Origin of the sequence: Staphylococcus sp. FSL W8-0305 (assembly GCF_037966415.1) — a bacterium.
Classification (GTDB): Bacteria; Bacillota; Bacilli; order Staphylococcales; family Staphylococcaceae; genus Staphylococcus; species Staphylococcus aureus.
On the sequence record NZ_CP150198.1, the window covers coordinates 2,603,555 to 2,624,474 of the forward strand.

The window sequence follows — 20,920 nt, forward strand, 5'->3', positions numbered from 1 at the left end:
TTTGCACTACTTTTTTTAATTCACTAAAATGATTAAGAGTAGTTATAATCTTTAAAATAAATTTTTTTCTATTTAAATATATGTTCGTATGACAGTGATGTAAATGATTGGTATAATGGGTATTATGGAAAAATATTACCCGGAGGAGATGTTATGGATTTTTCCAACTTTTTTCAAAACCTCAGTACGTTAAAAATTGTAACGAGTATCCTTGATTTACTGATAGTTTGGTATGTACTTTATCTTCTCATCACGGTCTTTAAGGGAACTAAAGCGATACAATTACTTAAAGGGATATTAGTAATTGTTATTGGTCAGCAGATAAGTATGATATTGAACTTGACTGCAACATCTAAATTATTCGATATCGTTATTCAATGGGGGGTATTAGCTTTAATAGTAATATTCCAACCAGAAATTAGACGTGCGTTAGAACAACTTGGTAGAGGTAGCTTTTTAAAACGCTATACTTCTAATACGTATAGTAAAGATGAAGAGAAATTGATTCAATCGGTTTCAAAGGCTGTGCAATATATGGCTAAAAGACGTATAGGTGCATTAATTGTCTTTGAAAAAGAAACAGGTCTTCAAGATTATATTGAAACAGGTATTGCAATGGATTCAAATATTTCACAAGAACTTTTAATTAATGTCTTTATACCTAATACACCTTTACATGATGGTGCAATGATTATTCAAGGCACGAAGATTGCAGCAGCAGCAAGTTATTTGCCATTGTCTGATAGTCCTAAGATATCTAAAAGTTTGGGTACAAGACATAGAGCAGCGGTTGGTATTTCAGAAGTATCTGATGCATTTACCGTTATTGTATCTGAAGAAACTGGTGATATTTCGGTAACATTTGATGGAAAATTACGCCGAGACATTTCAAACGAAATTTTTGAAGAGTTGCTTGCTGAACATTGGTTTGGCACACGCTTTCAAAAGAAAGGTGTGAAATAATATGCTAGAAAGTAAATGGGGCTTAAGATTTATTGCCTTTCTTTTGGCATTGTTTTTCTTTTTATCTGTTAACAATGTTTTTGGAAATATCTTTAACACTGGTAATCTTGGTCAAAAGTCTAGTAAAACGATTCAAGATGTACCCGTTGAAATTCTTTATAACACTAAAGATTTGCATTTAACAAAAGCGCCTGAAACAGTTAATGTGACTATTTCAGGACCACAATCAAAGATAATAAAAATTGAAAATCCAGAAGATTTAAGAGTAGTGATTGATTTATCAAATGCTAAAGCTGGAAAGTATCAAGAGAAGTATCAAGTTAAAGGGTTAGCTGATGACATTCATTATTCTGTAAAACCTAAATTGGCAAATATTACGCTTGAAAACAAAGTAACTAAAAAGATGACAGTTCAACCTGATGTTAGTCAAAGTGATATTGATCCACTTTATAAAATTACAAAGCAAGAAGTTTCACCACAAACAGTTAAAATAACAGGTGGAGAAGAACAATTGAATGATATCGCTTATTTAAAAGCCACTTTTAAAACTAATAAAAAGATTAATGGTGACACAAAAGATATCGCGGAAGTAACGGCTTTTGATAAAAAACTGAATAAATTAAATGTATCGATTCAACCTAATGAAGTGAATTTACAAGTTAAAGTAGAGCCTTTTAGCAAAAAGGTTAAAGTAAATGTTAAACAGAAAGGTAGTTTAGCAGATGATAAAGAATTAAGTTCGATTGACTTAGAAGATAAAGAAATTGAAATCTTCGGTAGTCGAGATGACTTGCAAAATATAAGCGAAGTTGATGCAGAAGTAGATTTAGATGGTATTTCAGAATCAACTGAAAAGACTGTAAAAATCAATTTACCAGAACATGTCTCTAAAGCAGAACCAAGTGAAACGAAGGCTTATATAAACGTAAAATAAATAGCTAAATTAAAGGAGAGTAAACAATGGGAAAATATTTTGGTACAGACGGAGTAAGAGGTGTCGCAAACCAAGAACTAACACCTGAATTGGCATTTAAATTAGGAAGATATGGTGGCTATGTTCTAGCACATAATAAAGGTGAAAAACACCCACGTGTACTTGTAGGTCGCGATACTAGAGTTTCAGGTGAAATGTTAGAATCAGCATTAATAGCTGGTTTGATTTCAATTGGTGCAGAAGTGATGCGATTAGGTATTATTTCAACACCAGGTGTTGCATATTTAACACGCGATATGGGTGCAGAGTTAGGTGTAATGATATCAGCCTCTCATAATCCAGTTGCGGATAATGGTATTAAATTCTTTGGATCAGATGGTTTTAAACTATCAGATGAACAAGAAAATGAAATTGAAGCATTATTGGATCAAGAAAACCCAGAATTACCAAGACCAGTTGGCAATGATATTGTACATTATTCAGATTACTTTGAAGGGGCACAAAAATATTTGAGTTATTTAAAATCAACAGTAGATGTTAACTTTGAAGGTTTGAAAATTGTTTTAGATGGTGCAAATGGTTCAACATCATCACTAGCGCCATTCTTATTTGGTGATTTAGAGGCAGATACTGAAACAATTGGATGTAGTCCTGATGGATATAATATCAATGAGAAATGTGGCTCTACACATCCTGAAAAATTAGCAGAAAAAGTTGTTGAAACTGAAAGTGATTTTGGGTTAGCATTTGACGGCGATGGAGACAGAATCATAGCAGTAGATGAGAATGGTCAAATCGTTGACGGTGACCAAATTATGTTTATTATTGGTCAAGAAATGCATAAAAATCAAGAATTGAATAATGACATGATTGTTTCTACTGTTATGAGTAACTTAGGTTTTTACAAAGCGCTTGAACAAGAAGGAATTAAATCTAATAAAACTAAAGTTGGCGACAGATATGTAGTAGAAGAAATGCGTCGCGGTAATTATAACTTGGGTGGAGAACAATCTGGACATATCGTTATGATGGATTACAATACAACTGGTGATGGTTTATTAACTGGTATTCAATTAGCTTCTGTAATAAAAATGACTGGTAAATCACTAAGTGAATTAGCTGGACAAATGAAAAAATATCCACAATCATTAATTAACGTACGCGTAACAGATAAATATCGTGTTGAAGAAAATGTTGACGTTAAAGAAGTTATGACTAAAGTAGAAGTAGAAATGAATGGAGAAGGTCGAATTTTAGTAAGACCTTCTGGAACAGAACCATTAGTTCGTGTCATGGTTGAAGCAGCAACTGATGAAGATGCTGAAAGATTTGCACAACAAATAGCTGATGTGGTTCAAGATAAAATGGGATTAGATAAATAATTTCAAGATATAAATCAAACCGATGCTTATGCATCGGTTTTTTAATTTGACTAAAGCAAGAATATTATTTCGTAAAGTCAAAATAATAAAGAATACATAAAAACAAAGTAATCAATATGTAATATAAAATTCACTGGTAAGCAATATATAATTATGATAAAATTAATTTTAATTAGATAGAGTTGCTCTACCTTTTATAAGATGGAAGCAAACTGTTTATCTTAAAAGTTGATTAAGTGACATCATTTAACAGCGAGAATAATCAACCAGGAGGATGACTTAATGAATTTATTCAGACAACAAAAATTTAGTATTAGAAAATTTAATGTCGGTATTTTTTCAGCTTTAATTGCCACTGTTACATTTATATCTATTAACCCGACAACAGCGTCTGCAGCAGAGTAAAATCAGCCTGCACAAAATCAACCAGCACAACCAGCTGATGCCAATGCACAGCCTAACGCAAATGCTGGTGCTCAAGCTAATCCTACAGCACAGCCAGCTGCACCTGCCAACCAAGGACAACCAGCAGCACAACCAGCAAACCAAGGTGGACAGGCTAATCCAGCAGGAGGCGCAGCACAACCGGCAGCAGGTACAGCACAACCAGCTGGACAAGGTAATCAAGCTGATCCGAATAACGCTGCACAAGCACAACCTGGAAATCAAGCAGCACCTGCCAACCAAGCAGGTCAAGGAAATAACCAAGCAACACCTAATAATAATACAACACCGGCAAATCAAACACAGCCAGCGAATGCTCCAGCAGCAGCGCAACCAGCAGCACAACCAGCAGCACCTGTAGCAGCAAACGCACAAACTCAAGATCCAAATGCTAGCAATACTGGTGAAGGCAGTATTAATACAACATTAACGTTTGATGATCCTGCCATATCAACAGATGAGAATAGACAGGATCCAACTGTAACTGTTACAGATAAAGTAAATGGTTATTCATTAATTAACAACGGTAAGATTGGTTTCGTTAACTCAGAATTAAGACGAAGCGATATGTTTGATAAGAATAACCCTCAAAACTACCAAGCTAGAGGGAATGTAGCTGCATTAGGTCGTGTGAATGCAAATGATTCTACAGATCACGGTAACTTTAACGGTATTTCAAAAACTGTTAATGTAAAACCAGATTCAGAATTAATTATCAACTTTACTACTATGCAAACGAATAGTAAGCAAGGTGCAACAAATTTAGTTATTAAAGATGCTAAGAAAAATACTGAATTAGCAACTGTAAATGTAGCTAAGACTGGTACTGCACACTTATTTAAAGTACCAACAGATGCTGATCGTTTAGATTTAGAATTTATTCCTGACAATACAGCAGTTGCTGATGCTTCAAGAATTACAACAAATAAAGATGGTTATAAATACTATTCATTCATTGATAATGTAGGTCTATTCTCAGGATCACATTTATATGTCAAAAATAGAGATTTAGCACCGAAAGCAACTAACAATAAAGAATATACTATTAATACTGAAATCGGTAACAATGGTAATTTTGGTGCTTCATTGAAAGCAGATCAATTTAAATATGAAGTAACATTACCACAAGGTGTAACTTACGTTAATGATTCATTAACTACAACATTCCCTAATGGTAATGAAGACAGTACAGTATTGAAAAATATGACTGTCAATTATGATCAAAATGCAAATAAAGTTACATTTACAAGCCAAGGTGTGACAACAGCACGTGGTACACATACGAAAGAAGTGTTATTCCCAGATAAATCTTTAAAATTATCATATAAAGTTAATGTTGCGAATATTGATACACCTAAAAATATTGATTTTAATGAAAAATTAACATATCGTACTGCTTCAGATGTTGTAATTAATAATGCGCAACCAGAAGTTACACTAACTGCAGATCCATTTTCAGTAGCAGTTGAAATGAACAAAGATGCGTTGCAACAACAAGTTAACTCACAAGTTGATGATAGTCATTACACAACAGCATCAATTGCAGAATACAATAAACTTAAACAACAAGCAGACACTATTTTAAATGAAGATGCGAATCATGTTGAAACTGCAAATCGTGCATCTCAAGCGGATATTGATGGTTTAGTAACTAAATTACAAGCTGCATTAATTGATAATCAAGCAGCAATTTCTGAATTAGATGCTAAAGCTCAAGAAAAGGTTACAGCAGCACAACAAAGTAAAAAAGTTACGCAAGATGAAGTTGCAGCGCTTGTGACTAAAATTAACAATGATAAAAATAATGCAATCGCAGAAATTAATAAACAAACAACAGCACAAGGTGTCACAACTGAAAAAGATAATGGTATCGCAGTGTTGGAACAAGATGTGATTACACCAACAGTTAAACCTCAAGCGAAACAAGATATTATCCAAGCAGTTACAACTCGTAAACAACAAATTAAAAAGTCAAATGCATCATTACAAGATGAAAAAGATGTAGCAAATGATAAAATTGGTAAAATTGAAACAAAGGCAATTAAAGATATTGATGCAGCAACAACAAATGCACAAGTAGAAGCCATTAAAACAAAAGCGATCAATGATATTAATCAAACTGCACCTGCTACAACAGCTAAAGCAGCAGCTCTTGAAGAATTTGACGAAGTTGTTCAAGCACAAATTGATCAAGCACCTTTAAATCCTGATACAACAAATGAAGAGGTAGCGGAAGCGATTGAACGTATTAATGCAGCTAAAGTTTCAGGTGTTAAAGCAATTGAAGCGACAACGACTGCACAAGATTTAGATAGAGTTAAAAACGAAGAAATATTCAAAATTGAGAATATTACGGACTCTACGCAAACAAAAATGGATGCCTATAATGAAGTTAAACAAGCTGCTACAGCTAGAAAAGCTCAAAATGCTACAGTTTCAAATGCAACTGATGAAGAAGTAGCAGAAGCTGATGCAGCAGTAGATGCAGCTCAAACAGAAGGTTTACATGACATCCAAGTTGTTAAATCAAAACAGGAAGTGGCTGATACTAAAGCAAAAGTATTAGATAAAATCAATGCCATTCAAACACAAGCTAGAGTTAAACCTGCAGCGGATAGAGAAGTAGACAACGCATATAATACACGTAAACAAGAAATCCAAAATAGTAACACTTCAACAACAGAAGAAAAAGAAGCGGCATATACGCAATTAGATGCAAAAAAACAAGAGGCAAGAACGAATCTTGATGCTGCAAATACAAACAGTGCTGTAACGACAGCTAAAGACAATGGTATTGCTGCAATTAATCAAGTTCAAGCTGCCACTACTAAGAAATCGGATGCTAAAGCAGAAATCGCTCAAAAAGCAAGTGAACGTAAAACTGCAATCGAAGCAATGAATGATTCGACTACTGAAGAACAACAAGCAGCGAAAGATAAAGTGGATCAAGCAGTAGTTAATGCAAACGCTGATATTGATAATGCCGCAGCAAACAATGATGTGGATAATGCAAAAACTACAAATGAAGCTACAATCGCAGCCATTACACCTGATGCAAATGTTAAACCTCAAGCGAAACAAGCAATTGCAGATAAAGTACAAGCGCAAGAAACAGCAATTGATGCTAATAACGGTGCAACAACAGAAGAGAAAACAGCAGCGAAACAACAAGTTCAAACAGAAAAAACGACAGCTGATACAGCAATAGATGGTGCACATTCAAATGCAGAAGTTGAAGCGGCTAAGAATGCAGAAATTGCTAAAATTGAAGCAATTCAACCAGCGACAACAACGAAAGATGATGCGAAACAAGCCATTGCTACGAAAGCGAATGAACGTAAAGCAGCCATTGCTCAAACGCAAGAGATTACAGCAGAAGAAATTGCAGCGGCTAATGCGAACGTAGATAATGCAGTAACAGAAGCAAACAACCACATTGAGACTGCTAATAGTCAAAATGAAGTTGATCAAGCGAAGACAACAGGTGAAGCTAGTATTGATCAAGTGACACCAACTGTTAATAAAAAAGCTACAGCACGTAATGAAATCACTACAATATTAAATAACAAGTTACAAGCAATTCAAGCTACGCCAGATGCAACAGATGAAGAGAAACAAGCAGCAGAAACTGAAGCTAATACTGAAAATGCTAAAGCAAATCAAGCCATCACAGCAGCTACAACAAATGCAGAAGTAGATGAGGCAAAAACTAATGCAGAAGCGGCAATTAACGCTGTAACACCAAAAGTTATGAAGAAACAAGCAGCGAAAGATGAGATCGATCAATTACAAGCAGCACAAACAGCGGTTATTAATAACGATCAAAACGCAACAAATGAAGAAAAAGAAGCGGCGATTCAACAACTAGCAACAGCAGTTACAGACGCGAAAAATAACATTACAGCTGCAACTGACAATAATGGTGTAGACACTGCTAAAGATGCAGGTAAAAATTCGATTCAAAGTACACAACCAGCAACAGCAGTTAAATCGAATGCGAAAAATGAAGTAGATCAAGCTGTGACAACTCAAAATCAAGCAATTGATAATACTACAGGTGCAACGACTGAAGAGAAAAATGCAGCAAAAGATTTAGTTTCTAAAGCTAAAGAAAAAGCATATCAAGATATTTTAAATGCGCAAACGACTAACGATGTTACACAAATTAAAGATCAAGCAGTTGCTGACATTCAAGGTATTACTGCTGATACGACAATTAAAGATGTAGCTAAAGATGAATTAGCAACAAAAGCAAAGGAACAAAAAGCACTTATTGCACAAACTGCAGATGCGACTACTGAAGAAAAAGAACAAGCAAATCAACAAGTAGATGCACAATTAACGCAAGGTAATCAAAATATTGAAAATGCAAAGTCAATCGATGATGTAAACACTGCAAAAGATAATGCAATTCAAGCAATTGACCCAATTCAAGCATCAACAGATGTTAAAACGAATGCAAGAGCGGAATTGCTAAATGAAATGCAAAATAAAATAACTGAAATCCTTAATGATAATACGACTACAAATGAAGAAAAAGGAAAAGATATAGAACCAGTTAGAGCAGCATATGAAGAAGGTTTAAATAATATTAATGCAGCAACTACTACAGGTGATGTAACTACTGCTAAAGATACAGCAGTACAAAAAGTTCAACAACTTCATGCAAATCCTGTTAAGAAACCAGCAGGTAAAACAGAATTAGATCAAGCTGCAGCTGATAAGAAAACACAAATTGAACAAACACCAAATGCGTCACAACAAGAAATTAATGATGCAAAACAAGAAGTTGATGCAGCGTTAAATCAAGCGAAAACAAATATTGATCAATCATCAACAAATGAATATGTTGATAATGCGGTTAAAGAAGGGAAAGCTAAAATTAATGCAGTTAAAACATTTAGTGAGTACAAAAAAGATGCTTTAGCTAAAATTGCAGATGCATATAACGCTAAAGTGAACGAAGCGGATAACTCTAACGCATCGACTTCAAGTGAAATTGCTGAAGCGAAACAAAAACTTGCTGAATTAAAACAAACAGCGGATCAAAATGTTAATCAAGCTACTTCTAAAGATGACATTGAAGTTCAAATTCATAATGACTTAGATAATATTAACGATTACACAATTCCAACCGGTAAAAAAGAATCGGCTACAACAGATTTATATGCCTATGCAGATCAGAAGAAAAATAATATTTTAGCTGACACTAATGCAACACAAGATGAAAAACAACAAGCAATTAAGCAAGTTGACCAAAATGTTCAAACTGCATTAGAAAGCATTAATAATGGTGTGGATAATAGTGATGTTGATGATGCATTAACACAAGGTAAAGCGACAATTGATGCAGTTCAAGTAGATGCTACTGTTAAACCTAAAGCAAACCAAGCGATTGATGCTAAAGCACAGGAAACGAAAGAGTCTATAGACCAAAGTGACCAGTTAACTGCTGAAGAAAAAACGGCTGCATTAGCAACGATTAAACAAATTACAGATCAAGCTAAACAAGGTATTACTGATGCAACAACAACTGCTGAAGTTGAAAAAGCGAAAGCTCAAGGACTTGAGGCGTTTGATAACATTCAAATTGACTCAACAGAAAAACAAAAAGCTATCGAAGAATTAGAAACTGCACACCAGATTGAAGCAGGAGTAAATGTCGACGCTGATGCTACAACTGAAGAAAAAGAAGCGTTTACGAATGCATTAGAAGACATTTTATCAAAAGCAACTGAAGATATTTCTGATCAAACTACAAATGCAGAAATCGCTACTGTCAAAAATAGTGCGCTTGAACAACTTAAAGCACAACGTATTAATCCAGTAGTTAAGAAAAATGCTTTGGAAGCAATTAGAGAAGTGGTTAACAAGCAAATAGAAATAATTGAAAATGCAGATGCAGATGCATCGGCGAAAGAAATTGCACGTACAGATTTAGGTAGATATTTTGACAGATTTGCTGATAAATTAGATAAAACGCAAACAAATACAGAAGTTGATGAATTACAAAATGTAACGATACCTGCAATTGAAGCGATTGTACCTCAGAAGGATCCAAATGCTAATGCAACACCAGAAAATACTGGACAACCTAATGTAACTGAGTCAACAGATAATGCCAATGCAGATACGTCTTCAACAACGACAAATAATCATAATGATGCGGCAACTGGTGGAACAACAGCAACATCAACAGACAATTCGGCAACGGGTAATGGTACAAGTGATAAATCAGAAGTAGAATCAACTAATAACGGCACAACTGATAAATCTGCAACAGAAACAGATAATGCAACGCCAGCAGAAAGCGCAAGAAATAACAATAGTACAACTGCAACAAACGAGAACGCACCAACAGGATCAACAGCAACGGTTCCAACAACAAATGCGAGCACAGGTGCAGCATCATCTGCTGATAGCAAAGATAATGCATCTGTAAATGATTCAAAACAAAATGCTGAAGTAAATAATAGTGCTGAATCTCAATCAACTAATGGCAAGGTTGCACAACCAAAATCTGAAAATAAAGCTAAGGATGAAAAAGATGGTAGAGATTCAACAAATCAAAGTATGGTTGAATCAACAACTGAAACATTGCCTTCAGCAGACATTACAGAACCAAAAGTACCTTCTAATACAGAGAAAGATAAAAAAGAAAGTACGACAAATCAAACAGATGCTGGACAACTTAAGTCTGAAACTAACGTTGCATCTAACGAAGCAGATAAATCTGAAGGCAACGTTGATACTGATGTATCGAATAAACCATCAACATCTAAACCGTCAGAAGCAAAAGATAAAGCGACTTCGACTGAGGATAGTCAAAAGGCTGACATGGCAACATCAGATAAAAAAGATAATCAAGCAGCAATTGGTGCAACTGCAGATGTAAACAATAAAGCTACGCAAAACGACGGTGCCAATGCATCTCCAGCTACAGTTTCAAATGGAAGCAATAGTGCTAATCAAGATATGCTTAAAGTAACTAACACTGACAAACACCAAGCTAAGGCAACATCAGCGCAACAAGGTAAAGAAAATAAAGCAAAACAACAAGCTAAAACTTTACCAGATACTGGTATGTCACATAATGACGATTTACCATATGTTGAATTAGCTCTAGGTGCAGGTATGGCATTCTTAATTAGAAGATTCACTAAGAAAGACCAACAAACTGAAGAATAAAATTTATTTAAGAATGTGAACATCTAGTTATTTCATAGGGAAATATTCCTTACTAAGTAACCAAGTCTAACAGTTAATATGAATTTGTTTTAGTAATGACCAATAGCCATTGAATAGGTGGCTGTGGCTCGAAAATAAAACAAATTATTAACGCAAAAATACTCCTTTCATACATAACACAAGTTAAGTGTCTATGTTGAAGGGAGTATTTTTTATGTTCAGAAATGTAATATTGTTAATTCAACGGAACTACTACATTATTACTGATTGTTAACGAATAACGTTGGAAAATTATAGTTTCAAACAAAGCTCAATAAATTATGAAAGTGAATTGTAAGCTTCAATTATTTCATCGGCTAAGCCATCGTCAACTTTAGCATATTCGCTTAAGAACGCTTTTAAACCGTGTTCTTTAATGTAATTATTTTTCTCAACAGTTTCTTGGTCTGCTGTATCATCATACTTCAATAACAATGCAGCTGTATTTAATAAACCAGTGCGTTCTAAATCTTTATTATAAAGATATGCTAATGGTTTTATAATTCTATCTTTAGGGCCAATTTTACGTAACGTACCTCGTCCGACACGTGTTACTTCATCAGATAAATAAGAATCGTTGAAACGGTCTATTATTTTTTCAACATAACCAGCTTGTTCCGCTTCAGTAAAATCAAATTCATTAGTAATATATTGACTTGTTTCAGCTAAAACACGGCGTAAGCCAGCTTCAATTGAACTATCTTTTACAGCGTCTAAAACTGTAGCTTTACCAGCAAATTTTCCAGCATACGCTAAATATGCATGTCCTGTATTCACAGTTAATAATTTACGCTCAATATATGGTGTTAAATCATCAACATATTTAATATGGTTTAGTTCTGGACCATACCATGCATCTTTTTCAACAACCCATTCATAAAATGGCTCAACCATAACGTCTAATATATTTTCATTCTTTTGTAATGGTACAATTCTATCAACTGCTGAGTTAGCAAAATGAATATTGTTACCAAGAGGTCCAGTAATATCAAGTACCGCTTTTTTCAATGTATCAGTTGCCATAATAGCATTCTCACAAGCAACAATATTAACATGGTTTGTTTTTTCTTTTAAGAAAGGCGCAAAAGATTTAGCAATAATAGGTAGTATATTAACACCAACAGCTGTTGTAATAATATCTGCTTCTAAAATTGCTTGTTTCAATTCTTCAGAAGGTTGCATTGAGTTAATCGCTGCAACATTATTTACACGTGTTGTTGTTTTAGACTCATCAGCTAAAATAACATCATATTGATGTCCAGTAGCTAATGCATTAATGATTTCTTCATTTACATCTGCAAATGTTACTTTTACATTGTTATCTGCTAGAATATATCCAATAAATCCACGACCTATATTACCAGCACCAAAATGAACTGCTTTCATTATGCATCTGCCTCCTCGAAAACTTGTTTAATTTCTTCTGCAGATTTTGCTTGAACGATACGGTCTACATTTCCTTCTTCGCTAAATGTAATTGCAATTTTAGATAACAAGTCTAAATGTTCGCCATCTTTACCAGCGATTCCCACGACAACTTTAACTACTTCGCCATCCCAGTCAATGCCTTCAGGGATTTGTAATAATGTTAAACCTGAGTGAATCACATTTGTTTTAGCTTCATCTGTGCCATGAGGAATTGCTAAGCCATTTCCCATAAATGTTGATACGACTTGCTCACGATCTTTCATTGCTTGAATATAAGCATCTGTTACAGCACCACTATCAACTAAGGCTTTACCTGCTTTTTCAATTGCTTCATTTTGGCTGTTAACATTTACATTTAAAAAGATATTGTCATTACTAAATAATTCGCTCATTTTGTACACTCCTAAATAAATTGTTTTTTAATTCGTTCTAAAAATTTGTTTCTTAATAATGTTTCAAGTTCCTGTGGATTTTCCATAAAAGTATCAATAGATTCTAATTTCAAACTTAAAAATTCGGACAAGTCACTTATCAGTGATGCCATAAAATCATTGTCAGGAATAAACATGGAAATCATATATTTAATTGTTTGATTGTCATTTTGAATACTAGGCAATGTTAACGGTTCTTCTAAAACTGTGATTAGAATCATAGGGTGTTTAATCATATTGTCTCTTAGGTGTGGTATTGCAACAGGATATGGACTTAATATCCATCCTGGATTGTCAATCAATCGTTGCTCTAGTAGTTCAGCGAATGACGTTGGATCGTTTATTACATCGCATTGATATAGATAATCTGCGATATATGTTTGCCACTGTTTAACTTCGGTACTAACTATTTTCACTGAATCAAGCAAAGTTAAACCCGAACGCATATGATGCATTAATTGTTCTGATTTTTCGTCACTTAAATGTTTTTCGAAAACTGAAGTTAAGTATGAAGTTTGTTCATTTTCAAAAGATGTGTTGCCATCAATATCTTTCGTTTCAATATGAACATCATCCTTATCAATCATGTTTGATGATTTATCGCGCGTCTCTTGGAACGTAGACTTTGTATTTAAAAACTGTGCGACATAACTGATATCACTATCTGGTAATAATGGGTTTACCGTTAAATAGGGGGAGTCTATGTCTAAATTCACAGTAGAAATAATGCCATCATATTGACTTAAATCTAGTGACTTCAAATCGCTGACTGATGCTTGTGTAATACGCTCAATCTCACTAAAAACTTGTTCTAGACGAGTTGATAATAGACGGCTAGTTCCCATACCACTGCTGCAAACGACTAATATGTTTAAAAATCGATTACCTTGGTTTTTAATCGAGCCACCAAAGTGTAAAACTATAAAAGCAATTTCACTCTCTGGAAAAATCAAATCAGGCCAACAATCATTTAAAGCTAATCTTACATTTTCAAACAGTCTTGGATATTTGAACTTAATCATGTCTGTTAACGGATTATAGGTCTCGATATTAGCTTGCAAACGATTGATTGCAGGATTAAGGTGTAGCGTCAGTCCATCTACTAAAGTATCCAAATCTGCAAATGTCATACCTGAAATCATTTCTACTTTTTTAACAAACGCTTTAATTTTGTTTTCTTCACAACGATTATTTAATGATGTATCATTAAGATTTTTTCGTTTAGCACCACGTAAATGGATAGTAATGAAAGCAATTTCTGCCAGATTAAACGTGACGTCATATATTTGACCAAGTTTATCAGCAAGTTCGCTTGCTACTTTGTGTTCAAATGTGTTTTGTACAGAATCATAAATATCATCGTTTAATGCGACATACTCTCCATTTTTTATACGTGAAATGGATAGCACGATATGGACAGTTAAAGTTAAATAACTTGATTCGGTAAGTTGGTAGGGTAAGGCACTTAGGTAGTCCATTAATAGTCTTTCAACATTAAAAATACGCTCTAAGTCAACAAAGTCTTTGTGGATTTGATTTAATGAATGAAAGACAAAATGATTTTCAATTACTGAATAAACGCTAGTACTATTTAAGTTATTCACCATTAATTGACTTAAAAATTCACGTTTCTTTGATTCAGTACCTACCAAGTAAATACCTTCGCCACGCTTTCGAGATAAAGATAGTTGGTACTTATTTAAATCGAGCTCTAAATCATCTAACATCTTTGCTAAAGTCTGGACAGAAACGCCAATTTCTTGCGCTAAACTATATTGTTTAACTGGCTCCTTGGCTTGTATCAAAGCGTATATAATAATTACTTTCTGCTCTTCAACAGATAAGTCAATGGTTTGATGTTGTGCAATCGATTGCTTCAAATCGTTTAAATCAGAATCTGCGCCAGTAATGCGTAGCCCTTTTTTGTTTGCGCGTTCTAAAGTTAATGAAAATGAAGTTAAATATGCTTCAACACCTTTTAATTCACGGTGAATAGTACGAGAGGACACCGCAAGTTGCTGAGCAATGTCGTGTATAGTGATATATTGACCGTGGTACTTAATCAATAGGGCTATCATTTCTTTTTCACGTGTACTCAATAACATGGCGGTATCCTCCATTTTTTAATTTATTTAATTATTATGCTTGATCATCTTTTTTTAGATTATTTAAAAGTTCTTCATATCTTGGTGAATTAAGGAAATTATCCACTGAAATATGGATGGCATTTGGTGTTTGTTTAATTGCACGATCAGTTAGTTTTTTTTGAGTGATAACTAATTGAGCATCTTTTGGCAATTGATTAATTGCAGTATTTGTAACTGTAATATCATTAATGCCCGCTTTTTTAAATTTATTACGTAACATGCTTGCACCCATTGCACTAGAACCCATACCCGCATCGCAGGCAAAAATAACATGATTTATATTATTGTAATTGTGTGCATCAACATCTTCAGTGTTGTAATTATCCAATAGCGCTTCAGGATCATCATCTAATGAAGATGTTTCACTAACATTACCACTAGCATTTTCTTCTGTATTAACATTTTTATCAGAAGATACTAACTTAGATGCAACACTAGATTTTTTACCTTTAGTAGTTTCCATTTGAGCAGTTGCAGCTTCTAAATCTTGTTTAGGTTCTTTAGTGAACTTCATAATTAAAGCTGCTACGACAAATGATACAAGTGTAGCAAGGAAGACACCGAGTAACATGTGCAAGAATTCACCTCTAGGTGCATTTAAACAGTAAACTATAAATGAACCAGGTGACGCGGGACTTTTAAATCCAAATCCTGTTGCTTGATAAGTTGCAACACCAGTCATTCCGCCTAAAATAACAGCGATGAATAATAAAGGACGCATTAATACATATGGGAAATAAATTTCATGAATACCACCGAAGAAGTGGATAATTCCAGCACCATATGAAGTTGCTTTTGCAGTACCTTTCCCAAAAATCATATATGCAAGTAAAATTCCTAAACCTGGTCCAGGGTTAGATTCAATTGTGTATAAAATAGATTGACCAGCTTTTGCAGCTTGATCTGCACCAAGCGGTGTGAATACACCATGGTTAATCGCATTGTTTAAAAATACAATTTTTGCAGGCTCTACTAAAATACTTACAAGTGGAAGTAGGTGTGCATGTACTAATGCTTCAACTGCCACTGATAAAATATGCATGATAAATTTCATAAGTGGTGCTAAAATTTTAAATCCTGCAATTGTCATGATAAATCCTAAAATACCAGCTGAAAAATTATTAAATAGCATTTCAAAACCTTGTGGTGTTCTAGGTTGGATCAATTGGTCAGTCTTTTTCATTAACCAACCAACTAAAGGACCCATAATCATAGCTCCAAGTAACATTGGTGTATCAGGTAATGCAACGATGACCCCCATAGTTGCCGTTGCAGCGATAATACCACCACGTAAATCATAAATTAAACGACCGCCACTAAATGCAATCAATAGTGGGATTAAATAAGTAATCATTGGACCAGCCAACGTAGCTAAATCTTTATTCGGGAACCAACCATTATCTATAAAAATGGCCGCGATGAAACCCCAAGCGATGAATGCACCAATGTTTGGCATAATCATACTACTCAAAAATGATCCGAATGCTTGAACGCGACGACCAATTCCTTTTTTCTCTTCAGTTTGCGACATATTTACACCTCTTTTTTAATGTATGTGACTATCTTTAGTGTAAAGAGCCATAACGCAATCCTCAATATAAACAAAAATCAACTTTGTCAAAATAAATGTGACAAAATTAAATAAAGTGTCATCAATGTGACTGCGTAGATATTTTGAAAAAGTAAAACAAAAAATTGTTTTAGGATTTTTAAAATTTTATTGTGAAAATATTTGCAAAACAAAACAACACCGTTGTACAATAATGATTAATGGAAAGGGGGAAAGTTCGGCAGTACAGTTAAAGCGCCTGTGCAAATAAATATTTGTATTTGAAGATTAAAGGTTAATATATGAGTGGCCTTTATAGAGTGCAAAATATGTATTTGTAGACGAGGAGGATAGTGATCGAATAGATCGGCGGATGCTATCCCGGATGTGGCTCATTCGTTAGCTTATTAAGTAAAACATTAGGGTGACTTAATGGACAAAGTTAATAAGATCGCCAGAAATTGAATATAAAAAATATTAATATGGAAAGTACAGTGTGAGCAATTTGCATAGTTGTAAAAATAACTATGCTTAATTTGTTATGGATGAATGCGATGATAGCATGTTCCTATTTATATTATGAAAGCAGATTGTCAATCTAAATTATCGGCAATAAATCATAATTTACGCGTACTATTCCAATATGGAGGAAAATGTCGTTATGTGTGGAATTGTTGGTTATATTGGCTATGATAATGCCAAAGAATTATTATTAAAAGGTTTAGAAAAATTAGAATACAGAGGTTATGACTCTGCAGGTATCGCAGTAGTAAATGATGATAATACAACTGTATTCAAAGAAAAAGGTCGTATTGCAGAATTACGTAAAGTTGCTGATAGTAGCGATTTTGATGGTCCTGTTGGAATCGGTCACACACGTTGGGCAACACACGGTGTACCGAATCATGAAAACTCTCATCCACATCAATCATCAAATGGCCGTTTTACTCTAGTTCATAACGGTGTTATTGAAAACTATGAAGAGTTAAAAGGTGAATACTTACAAGGTGTATCATTCATTTCAGAAACAGATACAGAAGTTATCGTTCAATTAGTTGAATACTTTTCAAATCAAGGACTTTCAACTGAGGAAGCATTTACAAAAGTTGTGTCATTATTACATGGTTCATATGCATTAGGTTTATTAGATGCTGAAGACAAAGACACAATCTATGTTGCTAAAAATAAATCACCATTATTATTAGGTGTTGGTGAAGGTTTCAATGTTATCGCATCAGACGCACTTGCAATGTTACAAGTGACAAGCGAATATAAAGAAATCCATGACCATGAAATCGTTATTGTTAAAAAAGATGAAGTTATTATTAAAGATGCAGATGGAAACGTTGTAGAACGTGATTCATATATTGCTGAAATTGATGCATCAGATGCTGAAAAAGGTGTTTATGCACACTACATGTTAAAAGAAATTCATGAACAACCAGCAGTAATGCGTCGTATTATTCAAGAATATCAAGATGCAGAAGGTAACTTGAAAATTGATCAAGACATCATTAATGATGTTAAAGAAGCAGACCGCATTTACGTTATTGCAGCAGGTACAAGCTACCATGCAGGTTTAGTAGGTAAAGAATTTTTAGAAAAATGGGCTGGCGTACCAACTGAAGTACACGTTGCATCTGAGTTTGTCTACAACATGCCATTATTATCTGAAAAACCTTTGTTCGTTTATATTTCTCAATCAGGTGAAACTGCAGATAGCCGCGCCGTATTAGTTGAAACTAATAAATTAGGTCATAAATCATTAACAATCACTAATGTTGCAGGTTCAACTTTATCACGTGAAGCAGACCACACATTGTTATTACACGCGGGTCCTGAAATCGCAGTTGCATCTACAAAAGCATATACTGCACAAATTGCAGTATTATCAATCTTGTCTCAAATCGTTGCAAAAGAGCACGGTCGTGAAGCAGATATTGATTTATTGAGAGAATTAGCAAAAGTAACAACAGCAATTGAAGCGATTGTTGACGATGCACCAATCATGGAACAAATTGCTACAGATTTCTTAGAAACAACACGCAATGCATTCTTTATCGGACGTACTATTGACTATAACGTAAGTTTAGAAGGTGCGTTAAAACTTAAAGAAATCTCTTACATTCAAGCTGAAGGTTTTGCAGGTGGAGAACTTAAACACGGTACAATTGCCTTAATCGAAGAAGGTACACCAGTTGTAGGTTTAGCAACACAAGAGAAAGTTAATTTATCAATTCGTGGTAATGTTAAAGAGGTAGTAGCACGTGGAGCACACCCATGTATTATTTCTATGGAGGGCCTTGAAAAAGAAGGCGACACTTATGTCATTCCTCATGTACATGAATTATTAACGCCATTAGTATCAGTTGTTACATTACAATTAATTTCATACTATGCAGCATTACACAGAGATTTAGATGTTGATAAACCACGTAACCTTGCTAAATCAGTTACTGTGGAATAATTCACTTTTTTAGAATCAATCATGTATTAAAATTAAAGTATATGGCACCCTTTTAGATTAATCGACTAAAAGGGTGCTTTTTTAGGTCGACTTAGCGTTTACTTCATCTTAATTCGGCAGAAATGCGTAAAAATGAAGTAGTTTATTTATTTAAATAGTCTGACAATTAAGAGTGATATGTTAATATGATTTTATGAGAAGTATGGAGTAGCAATAAAGGGGTGACATCGCATGTTAATTCAATTAGATCAAGTTGGGCGAATGAAGCAAGGAAAAACAATTTTAAAAAATATTTCTTGGCAAATTAATGAAGGTGATAAATGGATTCTATATGGTTTAAATGGTGCTGGCAAGACAACACTTCTAAATATTTTAAATGCGTATGAGCCTGCGACAACTGGCTATGTTAATCTATTTGGTAAAATGCCCGGCAAGGTAGGGTATTCTACAGAAACTGTACGACAACATATAGGTTTTGTATCTCATAGTTTACTGGAAAAGTTTCAAGAGGGTGAAAGAGTAATCGATGTAGTGATAAGCGGTGCTTTTAAATCAATTGGTGTTTATCAAGATATTGATGATGAGGTACGTAATGAAGCACATCAATTACTTAAATTAGTTGGAATGTCTGCTAAAGCACAACAATATATTGGTTATTTATCTACCGGTGAAAAACAACGAGTGATGATTGCGCGAGCTTTAATGGGGCAACCCCAGGTTTTAATTTTAGATGAGCCAGCAGCTGGTTTAGACTTTATTGCACGAGAATCGTTGTTAAGTATACTTGACTCATTGTCAGATTCATATCCAACGCTTGCGATGATTTATGTGACGCACTTTATTGAAGAAATTACTGGTAACTTTACTAAAATTTTGCTATTAAAAGATGGGGAAAGTGTACAACAAGGGTTAATAGATGATATTTTGACATCTGAAAACATGTCACGATTTTTCCAGAAAAATGTAGCAGTTCAAAGATGGAATAATCGATTTTCTATGGCGATGTTAGAGTAAATATTTTGCAAATACTAACTAATAATGACAAAATTTAATTAAGCTAAAATTGACAGTGGAGGGCAATATGGATAACGTAAAAGCAATATTTTTGGACATGGATGGTACAATTTTACATGAAAATAATCAAGCATCAACGTATACGAAAGATGTCATTAATCGATTGAGAGAGAAAGGATATAAAGTATTTTTAGCGACTGGACGTTCGCATTCTGAAATACATCAACTTGTACCTGAAGATTTTGCGGTAAATGGCATCATTAGTTCAAATGGAACCATTGGAGAAGTAGATGGAGAAATTATCTTCAAACATGGTTTATCATTGGCTCAAGTGCAACAAATTATTAATTTAGCTAAGCGCCAACAAATTTATTATGAGGTATTTCCTTTTGAAGGTAATAGAGTTTCTTTAAAAGAAGATGAAACATGGATGCGAGATATGATTCGTAGTCAAGATCCTATTAATGGCGTAAGTCATAGTGAATGGTCTTCAAGACAAGATGCGCTTGCTGGTAAGATAGATTGGGTAACTAAGTTTCCTGAAGGTGAATATTCAAAAATTTATCTGTTCAGTTCTAATTTAGAAAAAATAACAGCATTTAGAGATGAATTAAAGCAAAATCATGTGCAACTACAGATTAGTGTTTCAAATTCATCAAGATTTAATGCGGAAACAATGGCTTATCAAACTGATAAAGGTACAGGCATTAAAGAAATGATTGAACATTTTGGCATCAATCAAAAAGAAACGTTAGTTATTGGAGATAGCGACAATGATAGAGCAATGTTTGAATTTGGCCATTACACAGTCGCTATGAAAAATGCACGTCCTGAAATCCAAGCATTAACTTCAGATGTAACGGCTTATACGAATGAAGAGGATGGCGCAGCAAAATATTTAGCAAAGCATTTTTTAGCTGATTAATAACATCGG

The 20,920-nt window shown here is 34.2% G+C and carries 10 protein-coding genes and 1 pseudogene; 7 read left to right on the forward strand and 4 right to left on the reverse strand.

Translation table 11 applies throughout. The features are described 5' to 3' along the window. Positions 1-153: 153 nt before the first annotated feature. The 4 genes and pseudogenes from cdaA (at position 154) to fmtB (ending at position 10,911) form a co-directional block, all read left to right on the forward strand. Positions 154-963 carry a diadenylate cyclase CdaA gene (gene cdaA / locus NST10_RS12730; RefSeq protein ID WP_000347896.1) on the forward strand — a complete coding sequence of 270 codons (810 nt, stop codon included), beginning with the start codon at positions 154-156 and terminating at the stop codon, positions 961-963. Between the two features lies 1 nt (position 964). After that, positions 965-1,897, forward strand: coding sequence for a CdaR family protein (locus NST10_RS12735; protein ID WP_000894028.1), 933 nt, complete (start codon positions 965-967; stop codon positions 1,895-1,897). Positions 1,898-1,923: 26 nt separating this feature from the next. Further along, a complete protein-coding gene (glmM, locus tag NST10_RS12740; protein ID WP_000521495.1) occupies positions 1,924-3,279 on the forward strand; it encodes a phosphoglucosamine mutase in 1,356 nt (451 codons plus the stop codon). A 282-nt stretch (positions 3,280-3,561) separates the two neighbouring features. Next, a pseudogene (fmtB, locus tag NST10_RS12745) lies at positions 3,562-10,911 on the forward strand (LPXTG-anchored DUF1542 repeat protein FmtB). Positions 10,912-11,229: 318 nt separating this feature from the next. Here fmtB and NST10_RS12750 read toward each other — a convergent pair. From NST10_RS12750 to NST10_RS12765, 4 genes are read right to left on the reverse strand one after another with little or no spacing between them, the layout of a single operon-like run. Continuing rightward, positions 11,230-12,336, reverse strand: coding sequence for a mannitol-1-phosphate 5-dehydrogenase (locus tag NST10_RS12750; protein ID WP_339210184.1), 1,107 nt, complete (start codon positions 12,334-12,336; stop codon positions 11,230-11,232). Next, positions 12,336-12,770, reverse strand: coding sequence for a PTS sugar transporter subunit IIA (locus NST10_RS12755; RefSeq protein WP_339210187.1), 435 nt, complete (start codon positions 12,768-12,770; stop codon positions 12,336-12,338). Before NST10_RS12755 ends, NST10_RS12750 begins: the two co-directional genes overlap by 1 nt. Positions 12,771-12,781: 11 nt before the next feature. Then, on the reverse strand, positions 12,782-14,914 hold the full coding sequence (locus tag NST10_RS12760) for a BglG family transcription antiterminator (RefSeq protein ID WP_000927367.1): 2,133 nt from the start codon (positions 14,912-14,914) through the stop codon (positions 12,782-12,784). Between the two features lie 34 nt (positions 14,915-14,948). Next, a complete protein-coding gene (locus NST10_RS12765) occupies positions 14,949-16,487 on the reverse strand; it encodes a PTS mannitol transporter subunit IICB (protein WP_000083795.1) in 1,539 nt (512 codons plus the stop codon). A 679-nt stretch (positions 16,488-17,166) separates the two neighbouring features. Here NST10_RS12765 and glmS point away from each other — a divergent pair. The 3 genes from glmS (at position 17,167) to NST10_RS12780 (ending at position 20,911) form a co-directional block, all read left to right on the forward strand. After that, positions 17,167-18,972, forward strand: a complete 1,806-nt coding sequence (gene glmS / locus NST10_RS12770) for a glutamine--fructose-6-phosphate transaminase (isomerizing) (RefSeq protein WP_000334466.1) — start codon at positions 17,167-17,169, stop codon at positions 18,970-18,972. Positions 18,973-19,203: 231 nt separating this feature from the next. Then, positions 19,204-19,986, forward strand: a complete 783-nt coding sequence (locus tag NST10_RS12775; RefSeq protein WP_000908186.1) for an ABC transporter ATP-binding protein — start codon at positions 19,204-19,206, stop codon at positions 19,984-19,986. Between the two features lie 67 nt (positions 19,987-20,053). Continuing rightward, a complete protein-coding gene (locus NST10_RS12780) occupies positions 20,054-20,911 on the forward strand; it encodes an HAD family hydrolase (protein WP_000370937.1) in 858 nt (285 codons plus the stop codon). The last annotated feature ends 9 nt before the right edge of the window (positions 20,912-20,920 follow it).

Bases quoted from the DNA above. Each gene is read 5' to 3' on its own strand.
- NST10_RS12750 (WP_339210184.1), bottom strand. From the start codon at position 12,336: ATGAAAGCAGTTCATTTTGGTGCTGGTAATATAGGTCGTGGATTTATT.
- NST10_RS12755 (WP_339210187.1), bottom strand. From the start codon at position 12,770: ATGAGCGAATTATTTAGTAATGACAATATCTTTTTAAATGTAAATGTT.
- glmM (WP_000521495.1), top strand. From the start codon at position 1,924: ATGGGAAAATATTTTGGTACAGACGGAGTAAGAGGTGTCGCAAACCAA.
- NST10_RS12765 (WP_000083795.1), bottom strand. From the start codon at position 16,487: ATGTCGCAAACTGAAGAGAAAAAAGGAATTGGTCGTCGCGTTCAAGCA.
- cdaA (WP_000347896.1), top strand. From the start codon at position 154: ATGGATTTTTCCAACTTTTTTCAAAACCTCAGTACGTTAAAAATTGTA.
- NST10_RS12760 (WP_000927367.1), bottom strand. From the start codon at position 14,914: ATGTTATTGAGTACACGTGAAAAAGAAATGATAGCCCTATTGATTAAG.
- NST10_RS12775 (WP_000908186.1), top strand. From the start codon at position 19,204: ATGTTAATTCAATTAGATCAAGTTGGGCGAATGAAGCAAGGAAAAACA.
- glmS (WP_000334466.1), top strand. From the start codon at position 17,167: ATGTGTGGAATTGTTGGTTATATTGGCTATGATAATGCCAAAGAATTA.
- NST10_RS12735 (WP_000894028.1), top strand. From the start codon at position 965: ATGCTAGAAAGTAAATGGGGCTTAAGATTTATTGCCTTTCTTTTGGCA.
- NST10_RS12780 (WP_000370937.1), top strand. From the start codon at position 20,054: ATGGATAACGTAAAAGCAATATTTTTGGACATGGATGGTACAATTTTA.